Source organism: Glaciecola sp. SC05, assembly GCF_041380235.1.
In the GTDB taxonomy this organism is placed as follows: domain Bacteria; phylum Pseudomonadota; class Gammaproteobacteria; order Enterobacterales; family Alteromonadaceae; genus Glaciecola.
In genome coordinates, this window is sequence record NZ_JBGIYY010000020.1 from 63,327 (window position 1) to 81,778 (window position 18,452).

The window sequence follows — 18,452 nt, forward strand, 5'->3', positions numbered from 1 at the left end:
ATTCCTATTTAACTTTCAAAATTTCGACATCAAAAATAATATCTTGACCTGCCAAGGGATGATTAAAGTCTACGGTAACCGAATGTCCTGCAATACTGCGTATAACGCCCGGTAGCTCACTACCATCAGGCTGTGAAAACCCCATAATCATGCCTTCTTTCAACTCAGTATCTGCCGTAAACTTTGTTCTATCTACATGATAGATGTTATCAGGGTTTGGCATACCAAAGGCATCGTCTGCGTTAATACTGAATGCTTTTTTATCACCAACTTTTAAGCCAAGCAAACATTTTTCAAAATTTGGTGTGAGGCTACCATCTCCAACTACCATTTTCGCGGGCTTATTGTTCACTCGCGTGCTATCGACGGCAGAGCCATCGCTTAGCTTTAAATCAAAGTGCAGAATAACTTCGCTGTTCTCTCCAATTTGATTGGCTGAATCAGTCATTTTCTTTTGTCTCTTTGTTAATAAACATATCTATGATGAGCAGACCGGCGCCTATAAAAATCGCTGAATCAGCCACATTAAACGCGGGCCAATGATAGCTCCCGTAATAAAAATCTAAAAAATCTATGACATATCCATGCAAAATGCGATCGAGCACATTGCCGAGGGCACCGCCTAGAATAAAACTAAAGGCTACAGGCAGAAGTACCTGCTCTTTTGTCGACTGGCGTAGCCACCACACAATGACGCCGCTCACAATAATTGCTAGCGCACTTAAAAAATAACGCTGCCAGCCGCCGGCATCATAGAGAATACTAAATGCAGCGCCATAATTGTGCACATACGTCATATTAAAAAAAGGCAATATTTGTATGGATTGATAGAGGTCCATTGAATTCATTACCGCTTGCTTGGTCGACTGATCCAAAACAATAGCGATGATGCTAATCCACGTAAAACGTAGTCCGGTGTCACTAATCAACTTAGGCATAGTGGCGAATCTCTCCCAAACCATCTACATTTTCAATACATCTATTGCATAGCTCAGGGTGACTTGAGCTTTGACCCACGTCTGACTTTATGTGCCAACATCTCACGCATTTAGTGCCCGCGGCGCTACTAACTAATACGGCCAAAGAGCCATCTTCACTCAACCTAGCGTCAGCAGGGCGCTTTGCTATATCTTCAATTGAAGCCTCCGAGGTAATCAATACGAAGCGCAATTCATCGGCTAGTTGAGCTAGCTGAGCCTGTGCTGCTGGACTGAGGTATAAAACAACATTTGCCTCAAGTGAGCTACCAATTACTTTTTCTTTTCGTGCCTGTTCGAGTGCATTATTCACCTGATCTTTGATTTTAAGGACAGACTGCCAAAAATCATCGTCTAAAGCATTCTCAACCGCTGGTAAATTGCTATACCAGTAATCAGTAAAGACAAATTCACTGCGTTCACCCGGCATCACTTCCCAAACCTCTTGAGCAGTGAAACTCATGACCGGCGCCATCCATCTTACCAAGGCTTCGGCGATATGATAGAGCGCTGTCTGACATGAGCGACGGGCTATGCTGTCTGATTTTGCGGTATATTGACGGTCTTTAATGATATCTAAGTAAAAGCTGCCTAAATCAATCGAACAAAACTGCATCATGGACTGACACACAATCAGCATATCGTATTGCTCATAGGCTTCAATTATTTGCTTCTGTGTTGTTTGAGTGCGTGACACCATCCACGCGTCAAGCGCAACCATGTCTTTTGGATCAACTAGGTCAGTGGCTGGATTGAAACCATTTAAATTAGCCAATAAAAATCGACAGGTATTGCGAATACGACGATAGGCATCGGCGGAACGTTTTAAAATTTCATCGCTAACCGTCATTTCACCGCGGTAATCGGTCGAAGCAGTCCACAGCCTCAATATATCGGCACCCAGTTTATTCGTCACCTCTTGCGGCGCGACCACGTTGCCCAGTGATTTAGACATTTTTTTACCGTGAGCATCAACCGTAAAACCATGTGTCAGCACTTGCTTATAAGGCGCGTGACCATTCATCGCAACTGAAGACATTAGAGATGACATAAACCAGCCGCGATGTTGGTCCGAACCTTCTAAATATAAATCGGCCATCGCCGGAATATCGTCACGTCGGTCTACCACAAAGTAGTGAGTAACCCCTGAATCAAACCACACATCTAATGTATCGGTGACCTTGTCATAATCCGCCGCATCGTCGCCAATTAGGGCTTCGGTAGGCATATCCCACCACGCTTGTATTCCTGATTTCTCAACTGCAAGCGCAACCTTTTCCATGATTGCCTCGCTTTGCGGATGCACTTCACCGCTTTGTTTATGGATAAACAATGCGATAGGCACGCCCCAAGTCCGTTGCCGCGAAATACACCAATCAGGTCTCCCCTCGACCATGCTGGTTATGCGATTTTGACCCCAATCAGGGATCCACTTCGTTTTTTCTATTTCTTTAATCGACTCGGCTCTTAGACCTTGTTTATCCATACTGATAAACCACTGCGGTGTGGCTCTAAAAATAATAGGGGTTTTATGCCTCCAGCAATGTGGATAGCTGTGTTCATATTTGACGTTCAGTACCAGTGAACCTGAAGCCTCTAGTGCCTCAATAATTGATTCGTTGGCTTTAAAAACATGCTGTCCCGCAAAGTGCGGAGTATTTTCTAAATAAACGCCATTGGCACCTACCGGATTGTACACTTCAATATCGTATAGTTTTCCCACATTAAAATCGTCTACGCCATGGGCGGGTGCGGTATGGACACAACCAGTACCCGATTCGGTCGTGACATGCTCACCTAAAATTAAAGGCACATCTAAATCTAACAGGGGATGTTTGACCATAATTCGTTCGAGAGCTTGCCCTTTGCATTCAGCAACAACTGAATATTCGGTGACTGCATAACGTTTCATGCAGCTTTCGACTAAGTCGCTTGCTAGGACAAACTGCTGCGACTGGCCATCTTTTACAACATCAACCAAAGCATAATCAAGCTCTGGATGCATACTTATAGCTCTATTAGCCGGTATCGTCCATGGCGTGGTTGTCCAAATGACGACTGACGCACTTGTAGCATCAACACCAAAAGCATTAGACGCCTTTTCGGTATCTACAATGCGAAATGCTACATCAATTGCAGAAGACACTTTATCTTGATATTCAACCTCGGCCTCCGCCAATGCTGACCCACAATCCGTGCACCAGTGAACAGGTTTGAAGCCTTTTTCTAAATGGCCTGATACCACTATTTTAGCCAGTGCCCGAATGATGTCGGCTTCCGACGAGAAGTCCATTGTTTTATATGGCTGTTGCCATTCACCAAGCACTCCTAAACGAATGAAATCTTTGCGTTGCCCTTCAATTTGACGCTCTGCATATGCTCGGCACTTTTCTCTAAACTCAGCAACGCTGACCTTTTTGCCAGGTTTACCAACCTTTTTTTCTACCATTAACTCAATCGGTAAACCATGACAGTCCCAACCAGGCACATACGGCGCATCAAAGCCTGAGAGTGTTTTTGATTTAACGATAATATCTTTAAGGATTTTATTTACCGCATGTCCAATATGAATGTCGCCGTTGGCATACGGAGGGCCGTCATGAAGAATAAATGGTTCGGCGCCCTTTCTTGCCGCTCTAATTAAATGGTACAAATCTCGGCTTGTCCATTGCTTGAGCATTTGTGGCTCACGCTGTGCAAGGTTGCCGCGCATCGAAAACGCTGTTTCTGGTAAGTTAAGCGTTGATTTGTAATCACTCATTATGGGGTTCCGTTTAATGTAAATTCAGCCAAACGTTGTTGCGCTTGTTTGGCATCTAGTTCAATTTGTTGTGTTAGCTCTGCAAAGCTTTCAAACTTTGCTTCATCCCTTATCTTAGCGATGAATTCAATTTGTATTCTGGTGCCATAAAGATCCCCAGTAAAATTAAACAAATGAGTTTCTAATTGCAGCCTTTGACCATTAAGCGTTGGGCGACTGCCGAGATTAGCGACACCACCGTAGACTTTGCTTCCTAGTTTTACCGTTACCGCAAACACACCGTGTAATGGCGCTTTATGTCTTTTTAGCAATATATTTGCGGTTGGAAAACCAATGGTTCTGCCGTTCTTCTCTCCATGCACAACCTTACCCGAAATCGTATACGGCTTTCCGATCATCGAACTGGCCTTTACAAAGTCCCCGCAACTTAGGGCATCTCTTATGGCAGTAGAGCTGATGCGGTTGTTATCCATCCTAAAGCTTTGTGTGCTGACAACATCAAACTTATATTCTCTAGCCGCTTTGGTCAGATAGGTAAAATCACCGGTACGCTGAAACCCAAACCTGAAGTCGTCGCCCACTACTAAATATTTTACGCCCAGTTTCTTTACCAATAGCTCCTCTACAAAAGCCTGAGGTGATTGTGACGCAAACTCTCTAGAAAAACTGACGCATAGCAAGCGGTCAATTCCCAGTGCCTGTAAAGCTTCATATTTATCACGCAGTCTAGATAAGCGCGCAGGTGCCCGGTCGGCAGCAAATATCTCCTCAGGTTGAGGCTCAAACACCATCACTGCTGAGGGCACTCCAAGCGCACTTGCCTTTGCAACTAGCTGGGTTAATACCCCCTGATGACCTTTATGCACTCCATCAAACTTGCCAATGGTTAACACGCAACCAAAGTGCCTTGATTTGATATTATGAATGCCTCTAATCAATTCCAATGTATTATCTACTTTATTGCCCGATTTAACAGCCAGAGTAAGTCGTTACTCATATCGCAAAGCGCTCGATTATAAACGACTACGCCGCGTTTACCAATGCCTGACGAGTTATTTATCCGACTAATTCAAAGGCGTCTTAGCGGGTTTAACGGCACTTATAAAATCTTGCAGTCGAACACCAAATAGCAATCCCGCCGCCACGTATACCATTAAACCTAAGCCGATTACTTTTGCAATAAACCTTGCTCGCTGCGTAAAGCCCTGCTCAATCCAATTAAAGTTCATCATAAACCATTGAATCGAAGCAATCATGACAACGCTGGCTAACACGACTTTTAAGAAAAATAGCCAGGTCTGTTTTGAAATTGTATACACCCCCTGCTGGGATAATTTACGGTACAGCAATACTGCATTCAATGTACCAGACAGCGCGGTCGCCATTGCCAAACCTACATAGCTAAACGGCACTGCCAAGATTAAATTGAACAGCATATTTGCGGCCATGGTAATAATTCCGTATTTCACGGGTGTTTTCGTATCTTGGCGACTGAAAAACGCAGGCGCAAATACTTTTACCAGCATAAACGAAAACAAACCCGTCGAATAAGCCATTAGGCTAAGTGAAGCCATGTGACTATCTTCAATAGTAAATTCGCCGCGTTGAAAAATAACCAGCATCAAGGGCATAGCTAGCACAAATAAAGCGGCTGCTGCAGGGATCCCCATAAATCCAATAAGGCGCACTGCCCAGTCGATATTCGCCGAAAATGCATGCTTGTCTGACTGAACGTGATTTCGCGAGAGTGTGGGTAAAATAACGGTTGCAATAGCAATCCCAAATAATCCTAAGGGAAATTCAAGCAGGCGATCTGAATAATATAGCCAACTAATCGCATTGGTCATCAGAAAGCTCGCGATAACCGTATCTAGCAATAAATTGATTTGGCTTACCGACACACCAAAAAGTGCGGGAATCATTAACGTTCTGACTTTTATAACGTTAGGGTCGCGCCAGCCCCAACTGGGTTTAACCAATAAGCCAGCTCTGAACAAAAACGGCAGCTGAAACAACAGTTGCACAACTCCGCCGATAAAGACCCCCCAAGCCAGAGCAAAGGCCGGGTCTGAAAACGAATCAGCTAAAAAATATGCGCTAGCGATTATGCAAATGTTTAGCAACACTGGGGTAAACGCGGCCACCGCAAACTTATTTAAGGTATTTAGAATTGCCCCCGCAAAGCCCGTGAGGCTGATAAAGAAAATATACGGAAAAGTAATTTTGAGCATCAATGACGCCAGTGCAAATTTTTCGCCATCGGGTTCATTATTCACATAGTCTATAAACCAACCAAGGCCAAACATAGCAGCTAGAACAGAAGATCCCAACACGCCTACAATTGCTGTAAAAAATACAATAACCCCAAGGGTGCCCGACACTTTCGAGACGAAGTCTTTGAGCTGAGCCTCATCGCCTTTTTCATGCACCTCAGTGAGCACAGGAATAAAAGCCTGAGCAAACGCGCCTTCGGCAAATAGGCGACGTAAAAAATTAGGGATTTTATTAGCAAAGAAGAATACGTCAGCAGCCGCGCCAGCACCCATAATATATGCAATAAAAATATCTCGGGCCAAGCCCAGCAAACGAGATATGAGGGTCATGGCACTAACAATGATGCCGGCTTTAAGAAGTCTTTTTGCCAACGAGGGCTTCCTTGAATATTTACATATAAGTCAGTTGCGAGTCCCACTTTCACTTACTGGGTGTGAAAACTCTATTAGCTTCGCCTAGAATAATGGTGGCCGGCAACGCTATCATTCGAATCTTATTTTTATGCATGAGAGTATAGCGAAGATTGACCTGTCTAGCGATAAAAGCAATCAACAAGAGTAGATAGTGAGCACAATATTGCTCTGCGGGGATAAAACTGCATAATATTGCGATTAATTTGCTCTGTAAGATTGACAAAATATTCAAATAACTAGATAATCCGCTCCCTCAATTTTGACATGAATATAATTTAGGAGTTACACCTTGGCTAACATCAAGTCTGCTAAGAAACGTGCAATTCAGTCTGAAAAGCGCCGCCAGCATAATGCAAGCCGCCGCTCAATGACGCGTACTTGTATAAAGAAAGTTCTTGCCGCTATTCAAGCAGGTGATAAAGAAGCTGCTCAGGCTGCATTTACAACTGCAGTTCCAGTGTTAGACAGAATGGCTACTAAAGGGCTTATTCATAAGAATAAAGCCGCTCGTCATAAGAGCCGTCTAAATGCACAAATAAAAGCAATTGCTTAATCGTTTCTATAATAATTCAAAAACCGGCTGTAAGCCGGTTTTTTATTGTCTCCAAATTAACTAACAAACACTAACATTTATTTAGTTTGCATCAATGAAGCCAGTCTTTAAAATTTTGCGTATACCTTAATACAAACATAAATAAAGGCGAGAAATATTCAATGTTCAAATTTTTATTTTTGATCCCAGTGGTCCTGTGCGTGCTTTGGTATGCATATTTAAACATGCGCGGCTACTCCGTCGCTCAAGGTAAACAGGGCTTTACATATATTATCGTCGTATCAACCGTGGTTCTGCTATTTTTTACCATCGCTATGCTGCTCAGCAAATAAAAAAGCCTCATCAACATGAGGCTTTTGTTATTCACACAAACCAATCTTAATTAATGATTTGCACTTCTGCATTGCTTCTAAGCGCTTCCACAAAGTTTTGATAGGTGCGCTGTGCATATTGCCCTGTGAACTGCTGCTGTGCGCTAGCTATCTGTTCAGCAGTCAATACAGCGGGAGCATTTACCGCATTCAACCTTACCACTCCGACGTTACCATTACTTAAAGTGACAACTGAGGAATTATTGTCTTTAACCGTACTTAAGGCAAAGGCTGCGTCTACTAACTCCGGCGCTACATCTGCACTGCGTCTTGAAAGCGTTTCGAGGTTTTGCCAACTCAAGGATTTTGCATCCAGCATAGGCTGCACATCTTCTTCATTGAACATTTTACTTTGTAAGTCTTGCGCCCACTGCATCGCCGCTAACTGTGCTTTATCTGCACGCAACGCCGTTTCAATACCAGCTCTAACTTCATCCAAAGCGCGAGTTCGCTCTGGGTTATGTTCAACAACTCGGACTACCATGACTTTTTCATCTGAAACCTGCAAGAGCTCACTGTTTACTCTATCTTCGATAAGCTCAGCCGAAAAAGCAACGTTTTCTACTTGAGGAAAGTCCACAGCAGAAGGGTAACGAGCGGCACTGAAAAGTACCGTTTCAAACACTGGACGATTGGTAATGGCAGCGATCTCTTCGAGGGTATCAGGCACTTCAAAGGCAAGTCTTTGCATCTGTGTTTGGAGCTCAAAAAACAAATCCGTCGCCTGGTTAGCAATTAAGTCCTCCCTGATCTCATCAGCAACCTCTTCAAATGGCGTTGTTGTCGAAGCGGTAAAGGTATCGAGCTTGATAATATGAAAACCAAACTCAGTTTCCACTATGCCAGAAATTTCGCCGGCTTGCGACATTGCAAACACCGCATCTTCAAACTCTGCAGGATAATCACCAGGGTTTACCTGCCCCAATTCCCCACCACTTTCTGCACTTACGATATCGTCTGACTTGGCCTCTGCGGTCGCAGCAAAATCTGCACCTGACTGGAGCATTGCTAATGTTGCTTCAGCCTCGGCTCTTGCGGCGTCAGCATCGTCGTCAAACTCAATCAATATATGCGAAACAGAGCGTAATTCAGGTGTTTTATAAAACTCTAATTGTTCATCATATTGGAACCGAACGTCTTCTTCTGTCACATCTACCTGCGGCACTAAGTCTGATACAGATAAGCTAACATAAGCGAGTCTAACTTGTTCTTGGGTGTCGTATTGACTCAAATTAGCGTTATAGTAAGCAGCAATCTCTTCTTCACTTAGGCTGACATCCGCTAAATAGTTCGCGGCACCCACTTCTAGAATAGAAGCATTGCGGGTTTGCTGCTGTATGGTAAGGGATTGTGCAACCAAAGCTTTAACATCAAATGAAGAACCATTTAATGCTTGAATAAGCTGTTGGCGTGTCATTTGCGTGCGCATATATTCGGCAAACTGAGTAGGTGTAAAACCGGCCCTTTGCAATGCAGAGTTGTAGGCTTCATTATTAAACTGCCCTACCAATTGAAACTCAGGTAATTGCACGATGGCGGCTTTGATCTCGTCATCGCCGACTCTCAATCCTAATTCTGTGGCTTTTTGTGCGATAAGTTCTTCGTTAATCAATCTGTCTAACACGCCTCGACGAAAATCCGCTAAATAATTTTCATTTGCAAACAGATCACCGATCGCATCACCAAATTGAGCTTCCATGCGCGCGCGCTCATTTTGATAAGCAAGATCCAGAGTAGATGCCGGTATTTCTTGGTCGTTTACAATGGCCGCTGCAGTTGTTGCAGAAGATGATAAATAGCCTCCTACACCAGTAAATACGAAGCTTACGACGATAAGAGCAACGATTGCCATCGCCCATGGTCCTTGGATACCATCACGAATTCTTTCTAACATTGTTTTCAACAACCTTTTTTAAATTGGGGCTTACAAGATGATCATGTCATATGTAACTTAAACTTGGGCGCAGATTATACCCATACTCGCGGAAATACGCGAGATTTTAACCCCTCGACCATAAAAAAAGGCGATGGAATCCATCGCCTTTCAAAATTTGAAACTTATGAACTTAGTTACAAGAGTCTTTTAATGCTTTACCAGCTTTGAAAGAAGGTACTTTAGCAGCTGAAATTTGGATGGTTTCGCCAGTTTGTGGGTTACGACCGCTTCGAGCAGCACGGTCACGAACTGAAAAAGTTCCAAAACCAACTAGAGCGACTTGATCGCCATCTTTAAGGGCAGAAGTTACTGCGTCAGTAAATGAATCTAGAGCACGACCAGCAGCGGCTTTAGAAATATCTGCGCCATCAGCGATTTTATCGATAAGTTGAGACTTGTTCACAATATGATCCCCTTCATTGTTATTATATTGCTTTCTAATAAATTAACGTTGATTGCCACTACTCCATTTGTAATCCGTTCTAGGAGTTAATGACGATATAATTTTGCTTTTTTAAAACGCTTGCTATCCCTTTGTTTACAAGGCTTCAAGCGAATACATATAAAGGTAGCACAACTAGAGTGGATGTGAATACCTAATTTTAAAAAAAGTTAATTTTTTTGTGTTTTTTGTTACTTTTTATCAATTTGGAGCAGAAAATATGCTCCACAAACCATTTAGGACGCCACTTGCACCGCTTCAACTGGATTTTGTAAGGCAATGTCTAACACCTCATCTATCCATCTTACCGGGTAAATTTGCAAGTCACCCTTTACGTTATCGGGAATTTCTTCTAAATCTCTTTCATTCTCATGAGGAATAATCACGATTTTAATGCCCCCTCTGTGTGCAGCAAGCAGCTTTTCTTTCAATCCCCCGATGGCTAAGACTTCCCCTCTGAGGGTAATTTCGCCTGTCATTGCCACATCACATCTCACCGGGTTGCCGGTTAGCGATGAAACTAATGCGGTGCACATTCCAATACCTGCACTAGGTCCGTCTTTGGGGGTTGCACCTTCTGGCACGTGAATGTGGATATCACGTTTTTCATAAAAATCAGGATTGATTCTGAGTTTTTCAGCACGTGAGCGCACTACGGTTTGAGCTGCTTTTATCGACTCTTGCATCACGTCACCTAAAGAACCGGTTGCGGTTGTTTTACCTTTGCCAGGCACTACACTGGTTTCAATGGTCAGCAAATCACCACCTACTGAGGTCCACGCTAAGCCTGTTACTTGACCAACTTGATTGTTCTTATCGGCCTTACCATAATCGAAACGCTGCACACCTAGGTAGTCTTTTAAGTTGTCTTGATTGACAAGCACTGGCGCTTTGACCTTCTTCAGCAAAATGTTCTTAACCGCTTTGCGGCATATTTTAGAAATTTCACGCTCTAAACTGCGCACGCCAGCTTCACGAGTGTAATATCGAATTACCCCAATAATTGCTGACTCTTCAATTTTCAGCTCTTTTTCTTTCAAGCCGTTACGGGAAATCTGTTTTGCTATAAGGTGTCGTAAGGCAATATTCAGCTTTTCGTCTTCCGTATAGCCTGAAAGTCTAATGACCTCCATTCTATCGAGAAGAGGTCCTGGGATATTCATACTATTTGAGGTCGCAACAAACATCACATCAGATAAATCGTAGTCTAATTCTAAATAATGGTCTGAGAATGTCGAATTTTGTTCCGGATCTAGGACTTCTAGCAAGGCAGACGAAGGATCGCCTCGCATATCTGACGACATTTTATCGATTTCATCCAGTAAAAACAGCGGGTTTTTGACACCAACTTTCGACATTTTTTGAATCAATTTACCTGGTAATGAACCAATATAGGTACGCCGATGCCCACGAATTTCGGCTTCGTCTCTGACGCCACCTAAGGCCATGCGCACATACTTTCGGCCAGTAGCTTTTGCAATAGATTGGCCAAGTGAAGTCTTACCAACTCCTGGCGGCCCAACCAAACAGAGGATAGGTCCTTTCAATTTTTTTACGCGCTGCTGAACCGCTAAATATTCAAGTATCCGCTCTTTTACTTTTTCTAATCCATAATGGTCGCTGTCGAGTAAGTCTTCCGCCCGGCCTAAATCCCGCTTAACCGCACTGCGTTTATACCACGGCACAGATACCAGCCATTCGATATATGAACGCACGACAGTCGCTTCTGCAGACATTGGCGACATCATTTTAAGCTTGTTAAGTTCTGCCTTTGCCTTGTCTAATGCCTCTTCAGGCATGCGAGCTTCGGTAATTTTTTTATTCAGTGCTTCAAACTCATCTGGGGCATCGTCTAATTCACCCAGCTCTTTTTGAATCGCTTTCATTTGCTCGTTCAGATAATATTCGCGCTGGCTTTTTTCCATCTGTTTTTTCACGCGAGTACGAATCTTTTTCTCGACCTGCAGCAGATCTATTTCACCTTCCATAAGCGCCATCAAGAACTCAAGGCGCTCAGTAACGCTGCGCATTTCAAGGACTTTTTGCTTTTCTTCAAGCTTCAAAGGCATGTGCGCGGCCATTGTGTCTGCAAGTCGCGCGGCATCTTCGATGCCATTTAAAGACGTCAGTACTTCGGGAGGGATTTTCTTATTTAACTTAACGTAGCCTTCAAATTGAGAGACCGCAGAGCGAATAAGCACTTCTTGCTCTGCATCATCAATTAGCTGATCATCTAGGACATTCACATCGCCAATAAAAAAGGGCTCGATCTTAATGTAATTAGCAATACTGCCGCGGACACTGCCCTCTACAAGCACTTTTACTGTGCCGTCTGGTAGCTTTAACAACTGTAATATCGTTGCGACCGTACCGACATCAAATACGTCCGTCGTTTCCGGCTCGTCTACTCCGGCATCTTTTTGCGCAACTAAAAACACTTTTTTATCGTTATCCATCGCAGCTTCTAAGCATTGAATGGATTTTTCGCGGCCCACAAATAAGGGGATCACCATGTGTGGGTACACCACAACATCTCTCAATGCCAACACTGGCATATTTCTGAGTAAAGCACTCTCAGTCATTTTTATCTCTTATTTCTCAACGTGATTGTTTATATGGGGATGACTGCACAAAGTTCAAAGGGATTGACAAAAAAGGACCTTAAAAGGCCCTTTATGTACGCATCTTTTAACTATTCTGACGCGGCTTTTTTGTCGTTACCACTCTCATATATCAGCAATGGTTTAGATTCGCCTTTAATTACGGCTTCATCAATCACAACTTTGGCAACATCAGGACTCGAAGGCAAGTCATACATCGTTTCTAACAGAACAGCTTCTACAATTGACCTAAGTCCACGGGCACCGGTTTTTCTATTCATCGCTTTAATCGCGATGGCTCTAAGTGCGTCTTCTCTAAACTCTAACTCAGTATTTTCAAGCGCAAATAGTGCTGCATACTGCTTGGTTATAGCATTTTTAGGCGCCGTCAAAATTTCAATTAACGCCTCTTCACTGAGTTCTTCAAGGCTCGTAACGACTGGTAATCTGCCAATAAACTCAGGAATTAGACCGTACTTCACTAAGTCTTCAGGCTCAACGTCTTTGAATAACTGAGTGAGCGCCTTTTTCTCTTTGGTGGTTTTAACTTCTGCCCCAAAACCAATACCAGTACCGGTAGCACTTCTTTGCTCAATTATCTTATCTAAACCGGCAAATGCACCGCCACAAATAAATAAAATTTTAGACGTATCAACCTGCAAAAATTCTTGTTGAGGATGTTTACGACCGCCCTGTGGAGGAACTGATGCAATTGTGCCCTCAATTAACTTAAGTAGTGCTTGCTGTACACCTTCACCTGAAACATCACGGGTAATAGAGGGATTGTCAGATTTACGCGAAATTTTATCAATTTCGTCTATGTACACAATCCCGCGCTGTGCTTTTTCAGGATCGTAATCGCATTTTTGCAGAAGTTTTTGAATAATATTCTCAACGTCTTCACCAACATAACCAGCCTCTGTTAGGGTAGTTGCATCAGCCATTGTGAATGGCACGTCGAGCAATCTGGCGAGTGTTTCGGCTAACAAAGTCTTACCACTTCCGGTAGGGCCTATCAGCAGAATGTTACTTTTACCTAACTCTACGCCTTGATGCACATCACCGTTGCGCAAACGCTTGTAGTGATTGTAAACCGCTACTGCCAGAACTTTTTTAGCGTGCTCCTGACCGATAACATAGTCGTCTAAATGCTTGTGAATTTCTGCCGGTGTAGGCAAGGCGTCGGTTTTTTGCTTGGGTGAAATCTCTTTGATTTCTTCCCGAATAATATCGTTACACAATTCCACGCATTCATCACAAATGAACACCGAGGGACCGGCGATCAACTTGCGTACTTCATGCTGGCTTTTACCACAAAAAGAGCAATACAGTAATTTGTTATCGCCTTCTTTGGTATTGTCATCACTCATAATATCTGCCTTTATTGCTGTGGGTTACTTTTTACCCACATCTTCTCTACTGGTCAATACGCTATCAACTAAACCATAGTCTACCGCTTCGTGAGCACTAAGAAAGTTATCTCTGTCAGTATCTTTAGCGACTTTTTCATAATCTTGACCGGTATTTTCGGCCATTATTCTATTCATTCGATCTTTTATCGACAACAGTTCTTTGGCATGTATTTCAAAATCAGACGCTTGACCTTGGAAACCATAAAGAGGTTGATGAATCATCACTCGCGCGTTTGGCAAGCAGTAACGCTTACCTTTCGCGCCAGAACTCAATAAAAAAGAACCCATGCTAGCAGCTTGACCCATACAAACGGTACTGACGTCTGGCTTAATGAAATTCATCGTATCATAAATAGACATGCCGGCGGTGACTGAACCACCAGGTGAATTAATATATAAGAAAATATCTTTTTCTGGGTTCTCGGCTTCAAGAAATAGCATTTGCGCTACGATGAGATTAGCCATATGGTCTTCGACTTGGCCAACTAAGAAAATAACATTTTCTTTTAATAAGCGAGAATAAATATCGTAAGAACGCTCTCCACGAGAGGTCTGCTCTACAACCATAGGTACAAGTGCGTTGTTTATGTCTGGGATCTTATTATTCATTTGGTCTCTTTTGTGTAAAAAAAATGCCCGGATAGTCCGAGCATTTAATCAGTTGATAACCTGTTAAGTCAATGACAAGCGCCATAAATTACGCTTTTTTGTTCATGACCTCATCAAACGATTTTTTAACTTCTTTTACTTTCGCTTGACTTAATATGGTATCGATTGCTTGCTCTTCAAGTGCAAGATTTTGAATTTGCTGCAACAATTCTTTATTGTTTTTGTAGTATTCAACAACTTCACTTGGATCTTCATACGCTGACGCGGTTTGTTCGATCAATGTATCGACTCGATTCTGATCAACTTCAAGTTTATTATTTTTAATGATCTCGCCGAGTAATAAACCCACGCTTACGCGACGTTTTGCATTGTCAGTAAATAGCTCCGCCGGTAGCTCAGGCATATTAGCTGCGTTGCCCTGCTGTTCAAAACGCTGTTTTGCTTGTTCACGCAATGCGTTAACTTCTTGCTCTACTAGCGCAGCTGGCAGGTCAAGTTCGTTATTAGCTAATAAACCAGCAATAACATTTTCTTTGATTAGCGTCTTCAGAGTCTGGTCAAGTTCACGCTGCATATTTTTCTTAACTTCAGCTTCAAGCGCTTCTACACCGCCTTCTTTAACACCGAACAATAGCGCAAACTCATCATCAACTTTAGGAAGGTTTAAACCTTCAACTTTGTTTATTTTAATTGCGAACTCAGCATCTTTGCCCTTTAAGGCCTCTGCGTGATAATCCTCTGGGAAGGTTACTTTAGATACAACTTCATCACCGGTTTTTGCACCCACTAATGGGTCTTCAAATCCAGGTATCATTTGGCCTTTACCAAGTTCTAGTGGGAAGTCTTCAGCTTTTCCACCGTCAAACTCTTCGCCGTCGATAGTGCCAACAAAATTGATGTACACTTTATCGCCATCTTTGGCCTTGCGCTTTACTTCTTTAAAATCAGCGTGCTGTTTTTGAAGCGTCTTCATCATTTCAGAAAGGTCTTTTGCCTTAATTTCAACAACCGGCTTCTCAACCTCGACTTTATCTAAGCCTTTCACTTCAACTTCAGGATAAATCTCAAAGGTTGCTGCGAATTCTAAATCTTGTCCATCTTCATCCTTGACTAATGAAAATGCCGGCATTCCTGCAGGGTTAATTTTTTCCTGCATAATTGCTTGGTAAAAATTTTGCTGCATTACTTCGCCAGCAACTTCTTGACGAACTGCCGCACCAAAACGCTTTTTGATTACACTGACAGGTACTTTGCCTGGACGAAATCCGTTTATACGTTGTGATTTTGCTAATTGTTGTAAGCGTGCTTTAACTGCCGAATCTACAGATTCCGCAGGAACGGTAATGGTAAGACGGCGTTCTAACCCTTGAGTCGTCTCTACAGACACTTGCATTCTTCTACCTCAACTATGCGTTTATCTACGCGTTGTGAAATCTTATGTAACCAAAGCTACAATGGCGAGAGCGGCAGTGAATACCAGCGCACCCGTGTTAAAAAAGGACGCCAGATTATACAGAGAGGAGGTGTTTGAGTCGAGCGCTTTACTGTAATTAGTCGCAAATAAATTACTGAGCTCGCATATATGTTGAAATATTAGACGCTGATTAGACGCACATCTGAAATTTTGGCCGGTATTTAATCAAATTTTATAAAGCCTTTGTCAGGCAAGCGCCTGCTCCAATACCAACAGTGGAGCCAGCTAGCTGGAAAAAAGAGCATAGAAAGCAAGAGCGATTGAAAAACCACTGCTGCTTGTTTATCTGTTTTATTCGTTGCTGATTTATAAGACAGCTTGGCCATTAAGAATGCGTTCATTAACAACAACAAACCAATCAGCGCATATTCCCAATGCATGCTTTGCCCATAAGTTACGACTAACTAAGTATAGAGACGATTAATCTGGATAAGTTCAAAGTAACTTCTATCCGCGTATTTTCTGGCGCGCAGTATAGCACAACTATTGCAGGGCATAATGCATTAAAAAAAGCCGGCAAAGGTGCCGGCTAATAATACTCATAAATAAACGTGCTGCCTTAGTTCTTAGGCATGATTACCGAATCAATAACATGAATAACGCCATTGCTAGCCTTAATATCAGTCGCCACAACAGTGGCTTGGTCGACCATTACAGTGCCATCATTTACGCTTACAGTAATGTCTTGTCCTTGTAGACTTGTTGCAGATGTGACATTCACCACATCAGCAGCCATTACTTTTCCCGCTACCACGTGGTACGTTAAAATGGCAACGAGCTGCTCCTTATTTTCTGGTAACAGCAGCGATTCGACAGTGCCCGCCGGTAACTTGGCAAACGCAGCGTTCGTAGGAGCAAACACCGTAAGCGGACCATCACCCTTGAGCGCGTCAACTAAGCCTGCGGCTTTTACAGCAGCAACTAAGGTTGAAAAGTCTGGGGTTGATGCAGCTACGTCAACGATATCTTGCTTATTGCCGTGGTTGTGCGCGTTAGCGGCCGTGCTAATTGCTAAGCTGGCGAACATAATCAAAATTGCATTTTTAATATTAAACAGTTTCATGGTAAATCCTTATGTGTTGGTTTAAAAATCATATGATGACGCCTAGCGGCAAGTTCTTCGCCCGGAGCTATTTATTAATAGAACTCCACATCACTGACAGTTAACACAGTGTGTTAAGGCTTTGGATTCATTGTTAAATTAGTTTAATTTATGAATTTAGTTTAACCTTATGAAGACCTCTATTCAGTTGTAAGCGCAGTCACTCTTGTCAGTTGTTTACCTGAATCACCTAAATGGGAATAAAGCTTTATGTCTGCTGAAATATATTTACCGAGTATCATGCAAATTGGCGCTGGCGCAATAAAGCACCTTCCTAAGGTTCTGGAGAATTTGGCGGTCCAGCGCCCATGTATCATCACTGACAATACAATGCTGGAATTAGGTGTCGTAAAAAAACTTCAAGAAATCCTGCTCGCTCATCACATCGATGTAGCGGTATTTTCTGAGGTGATGCAAGAGCCTGATGACAAGTCGATAGCGATTGCTACAAGCATGGTGGCTGAGGGCAACTTCGATTGTATTATCGCGCTGGGCGGAGGCAGTGCTATTGATAGCGCAAAGGCCATTGCTTTGCTAGCGACGCATGGTGGACATATGCGCGACTACAAAGTACCGCTGCTGATCCGCCAACAAAGTATGCCGGTTATCGCTATACCGACAACGGCGGGAACCGGCTCAGAATGCACTCGGGTAACAATTATCTGTGACAGTGTGTCATCAGAAAAAATGTTATGCATGGGCCCAGGATTAATGCCTAAGGCTGCCATCGTTGATTACGAGTTAACGCTAACTGTACCATTTAGAGTAGCTGCAGATACCGGTATTGATGCGCTAACTCATGCGATTGAGGCCTATGTCAGTAAGAAAGCCAGTTTATTTACCGACCAGCACGCAACATCAGCAATGAAGCTAATTGCTCAAAACCTGTTAGAAGCTTGCTTTCAACCAGACCATCGCGAAGCCAAAGAAGCAATGATGCTAGGCTCTTGTATGGCAGGGATTGCATTTTCAAACGCATCAGTGGCTTTAGTACATGGCATGAGTCGACCGCTTGGAGTGCATTTTCACGTCCCACATGGATTAAGTAATGCAATGTTGTTGCCTACCATTACCGCGTTTTCACTGAGTGGCAATCCCAGAAAATATGCTGAATGCGCCTTACATATGGGTCTCATAGATACAATAGTGGATGAGGCGGCATGTCATCGAGCGTTAATCGATTTTTTAACAATGATAAATAAGAAATTAAAAGTGCCATCAATGACGGAATATGGGATTGTAAAGGCAGATTACATTGATGTATTAGATACGATGGCTGAACAGGCGCTTGCCTCGGGTTCGCCCTCAAACAACCCATTGGTGCCAACCTTCGAACAAATTAAGCAGCTTTACGTGCAGGTCTACACCTAAACTACCGAGCTACGGCAACATCGTAATCGTTGTTTTACTTGAAAGATGGTCGGTGAGATAGGATTCGAACCTACGACCCCTTGGACCCAAACCAAGTGCGCTACCAAGCTGCGCCACTCACCGATACATAAGAAATTTTTTTAAGATGGTGCGGAAG

15 protein-coding genes and 1 tRNA gene are annotated in these 18,452 nt (G+C 43.1%); 3 read left to right on the plus strand and 13 right to left on the minus strand.

Annotated elements, in window-relative coordinates; genetic code table 11:
• Positions 1-4: 4 nt before the first annotated feature.
• From fkpB to murJ, 5 genes are all read right to left on the minus strand, one after another.
• Positions 5-448, minus strand: coding sequence for an FKBP-type peptidyl-prolyl cis-trans isomerase (gene fkpB / locus AB9H30_RS16445; protein ID WP_371195811.1), 444 nt, complete (start codon positions 446-448; stop codon positions 5-7).
• Entirely contained in the window at positions 441-938 is a 498-nt protein-coding gene (lspA, locus tag AB9H30_RS16450) for a signal peptidase II (RefSeq protein ID WP_371195812.1), read from the minus strand. The genes fkpB and lspA overlap by 8 nt, the downstream gene beginning before the upstream one ends.
• The gene (ileS, locus tag AB9H30_RS16455; RefSeq protein ID WP_371195813.1) at positions 931-3,738 is read right to left on the minus strand and encodes an isoleucine--tRNA ligase; all 2,808 of its coding nucleotides are present in this window, start codon (positions 3,736-3,738) and stop codon (positions 931-933) included. Before ileS ends, lspA begins: the two co-directional genes overlap by 8 nt.
• The gene (gene ribF / locus AB9H30_RS16460; RefSeq protein ID WP_371195814.1) at positions 3,738-4,682 is read right to left on the minus strand and encodes a bifunctional riboflavin kinase/FAD synthetase; all 945 of its coding nucleotides are present in this window, start codon (positions 4,680-4,682) and stop codon (positions 3,738-3,740) included. The genes ileS and ribF overlap by 1 nt, the downstream gene beginning before the upstream one ends.
• A gap of 120 nt (positions 4,683-4,802) precedes the next feature.
• A complete protein-coding gene (murJ, locus tag AB9H30_RS16465) occupies positions 4,803-6,383 on the minus strand; it encodes a murein biosynthesis integral membrane protein MurJ (RefSeq protein ID WP_371195815.1) in 1,581 nt (526 codons plus the stop codon).
• Positions 6,384-6,714: 331 nt separating this feature from the next.
• On the opposite strand from murJ, the gene rpsT reads away from it, so the two are divergent.
• Together rpsT and AB9H30_RS16475 are read left to right on the plus strand one after the other, a co-directional pair.
• Complete coding sequence (gene rpsT / locus AB9H30_RS16470) at positions 6,715-6,978, plus strand: 30S ribosomal protein S20 (protein WP_371195816.1); 264 nt, start codon at positions 6,715-6,717, stop codon at positions 6,976-6,978.
• Between the two features lie 161 nt (positions 6,979-7,139).
• Positions 7,140-7,310, plus strand: coding sequence for a hypothetical protein (locus AB9H30_RS16475; RefSeq protein WP_371195817.1), 171 nt, complete (start codon positions 7,140-7,142; stop codon positions 7,308-7,310).
• Positions 7,311-7,356: 46 nt separating this feature from the next.
• On the opposite strand, the gene AB9H30_RS16480 is transcribed toward AB9H30_RS16475, so the two are convergent.
• The 7 genes from AB9H30_RS16480 to AB9H30_RS16510 all read right to left on the minus strand — a co-directional run bounded on the left by AB9H30_RS16480 (position 7,357) and on the right by AB9H30_RS16510 (position 16,885).
• Complete coding sequence (locus AB9H30_RS16480; protein WP_371195818.1) at positions 7,357-9,243, minus strand: SurA N-terminal domain-containing protein; 1,887 nt, start codon at positions 9,241-9,243, stop codon at positions 7,357-7,359.
• A 172-nt stretch (positions 9,244-9,415) separates the two neighbouring features.
• Entirely contained in the window at positions 9,416-9,688 is a 273-nt protein-coding gene (locus AB9H30_RS16485; protein WP_371195819.1) for an HU family DNA-binding protein, read from the minus strand.
• A 275-nt stretch (positions 9,689-9,963) separates the two neighbouring features.
• Positions 9,964-12,309 (minus strand): endopeptidase La, encoded by a 2,346-nt coding sequence (gene lon / locus AB9H30_RS16490; RefSeq protein ID WP_371195820.1) that lies wholly within the window; start codon positions 12,307-12,309, stop codon positions 9,964-9,966.
• Positions 12,310-12,419: 110 nt separating this feature from the next.
• Entirely contained in the window at positions 12,420-13,697 is a 1,278-nt protein-coding gene (clpX, locus tag AB9H30_RS16495; protein ID WP_371195821.1) for an ATP-dependent protease ATP-binding subunit ClpX, read from the minus strand.
• Between the two features lie 24 nt (positions 13,698-13,721).
• Positions 13,722-14,348, minus strand: a complete 627-nt coding sequence (gene clpP / locus AB9H30_RS16500) for an ATP-dependent Clp endopeptidase proteolytic subunit ClpP (protein WP_371195822.1) — start codon at positions 14,346-14,348, stop codon at positions 13,722-13,724.
• 88 nt (positions 14,349-14,436) lie between these two features.
• Complete coding sequence (gene tig / locus AB9H30_RS16505) at positions 14,437-15,741, minus strand: trigger factor (RefSeq protein WP_371195823.1); 1,305 nt, start codon at positions 15,739-15,741, stop codon at positions 14,437-14,439.
• A 640-nt stretch (positions 15,742-16,381) separates the two neighbouring features.
• Positions 16,382-16,885 carry a fasciclin domain-containing protein gene (locus tag AB9H30_RS16510; protein ID WP_371195824.1) on the minus strand — a complete coding sequence of 168 codons (504 nt, stop codon included), beginning with the start codon at positions 16,883-16,885 and terminating at the stop codon, positions 16,382-16,384.
• Positions 16,886-17,134: 249 nt separating this feature from the next.
• Here AB9H30_RS16510 and AB9H30_RS16515 point away from each other — a divergent pair, with 249 nt between their 5' ends.
• On the plus strand, positions 17,135-18,295 hold the full coding sequence (locus AB9H30_RS16515) for an iron-containing alcohol dehydrogenase (protein WP_371195825.1): 1,161 nt from the start codon (positions 17,135-17,137) through the stop codon (positions 18,293-18,295).
• 46 nt (positions 18,296-18,341) lie between these two features.
• On the opposite strand, the gene AB9H30_RS16520 is transcribed toward AB9H30_RS16515, so the two are convergent.
• Positions 18,342-18,418, minus strand: a tRNA-Pro gene (locus AB9H30_RS16520).
• Between the last annotated feature and the right edge of the window lie 34 nt (positions 18,419-18,452).

Bases quoted from the DNA above. Each gene is read 5' to 3' on its own strand.
- fkpB (WP_371195811.1), bottom strand. From the start codon at position 448: ATGACTGATTCAGCCAATCAAATTGGAGAGAACAGCGAAGTTATTCTG.
- lspA (WP_371195812.1), bottom strand. From the start codon at position 938: ATGCCTAAGTTGATTAGTGACACCGGACTACGTTTTACGTGGATTAGC.
- ileS (WP_371195813.1), bottom strand. From the start codon at position 3,738: ATGAGTGATTACAAATCAACGCTTAACTTACCAGAAACAGCGTTTTCG.
- AB9H30_RS16475 (WP_371195817.1), top strand. From the start codon at position 7,140: ATGTTCAAATTTTTATTTTTGATCCCAGTGGTCCTGTGCGTGCTTTGG.
- AB9H30_RS16480 (WP_371195818.1), bottom strand. From the start codon at position 9,243: ATGTTAGAAAGAATTCGTGATGGTATCCAAGGACCATGGGCGATGGCA.
- lon (WP_371195820.1), bottom strand. From the start codon at position 12,309: ATGACTGAGAGTGCTTTACTCAGAAATATGCCAGTGTTGGCATTGAGA.
- clpX (WP_371195821.1), bottom strand. From the start codon at position 13,697: ATGAGTGATGACAATACCAAAGAAGGCGATAACAAATTACTGTATTGC.
- clpP (WP_371195822.1), bottom strand. From the start codon at position 14,348: ATGAATAATAAGATCCCAGACATAAACAACGCACTTGTACCTATGGTT.
- tig (WP_371195823.1), bottom strand. From the start codon at position 15,741: ATGCAAGTGTCTGTAGAGACGACTCAAGGGTTAGAACGCCGTCTTACC.
- AB9H30_RS16510 (WP_371195824.1), bottom strand. From the start codon at position 16,885: ATGAAACTGTTTAATATTAAAAATGCAATTTTGATTATGTTCGCCAGC.
- AB9H30_RS16515 (WP_371195825.1), top strand. From the start codon at position 17,135: ATGTCTGCTGAAATATATTTACCGAGTATCATGCAAATTGGCGCTGGC.